Genomic DNA, 1,126 nt, shown 5'->3' on the forward strand with positions numbered 1-1,126 from the left:
TTGCCAGCGCCAGATTGCGAGATCATCAGATCGGTGTATGTGCGAAGAAAATCCGGCAGACCATCTCCGTTGAAATCACCCGAAGTTGCAGAGCCACGGATCACGAATGAAGATTGAACAAATGCGTTGCCGGTGTTGCTGCTCCAGAAGCCATAGGTATACAAATCTTTGTATGGCTCCGTCCTCTTCCGGTCCGTCGCAGCCAAGGCATCGACTTTGCCGTCATTATCCAAGTCACGGAGGATCGGCGCTCCCGCAAAACGGATGCCATTCACCGCCAGAACATAATCCTTGCCGGTCGACAGCCAAACTTGAGCCTCGTAATCACCGGTCACGACGCCACCCGCACCTACCTTGGTGGCGCGTGACCAAACGATATCCGTGGCCCCGTCGCCATTGACGTCGGCCAGACCGCAGCTTGACGGTACGGTCTCGCGATACCGGCAGTCTGGGCCGCTCCCTTGGCCGACCCACTCGCCATCCTTAAACCGGTAGCCAAGGATGCCGTGATCTTGCAGCACAACACCCTGTCGACCATTCCCCGCAAAGTCCGCGACACCTACAACAGAGCCTAAATTAAAGAGACTGTCGAAACCGTCCCCGTCGTGGTCGAGTGCGACCAAGCCGGTTTCGAGCTTCTCCCGGCAGAAGGAGGCATACGAACCGGAGCAATCCCGAAAACTAAGCTCAAGATTCGAGTTGGTCACACCCATGCGGCTGCGCCGCTTGGTGGTCGTCCAATCCGACTCGCTGCCAGAGGACGTGTAGGTCCATTCGTACGTGAATGAGACGTCCTTGGGCTTGTTTGCCAAGAAGCGTCCGACAACTGCGTTCAGTGAGAACGCCCCGGGATTGGCCTCCATGGCCTCGTTGAACGACACCCCCGATCTTAGAGCCACGCTGCCATCGGTATTGAATTTAACCAGAGCGTAGCTGGAGATTTGCTGTGAAGGGCTGGGACCACAACCCTCTGGCGGACATGCGGGTGGGACCCCTCCAAAGAGTTCGTCCTTGCCGTCGAAATCAACATCGATTGCTTGCTTCGGAACAGGTGCCTCAAACTGATTCGCCTTCTGCACATAGGTGAATGCGAGATTGTCGTATGTCATCTGGCGGATGGTTTTGA

General features: G+C 56.3%; 1 protein-coding gene. It reads right to left on the reverse strand.

The window, feature by feature from the left end:
* On the reverse strand, nt 1–1,126 hold a 1,126-nt coding region (locus tag ACMGE0_RS33505; RefSeq protein ID WP_436820163.1), incomplete at both ends, for an FG-GAP repeat domain-containing protein.

The sequence above is a fragment of the Neorhizobium descurainiae genome (assembly GCF_051400715.1).
In the GTDB taxonomy this organism is placed as follows: Bacteria; Pseudomonadota; Alphaproteobacteria; order Rhizobiales; family Rhizobiaceae; genus Neorhizobium.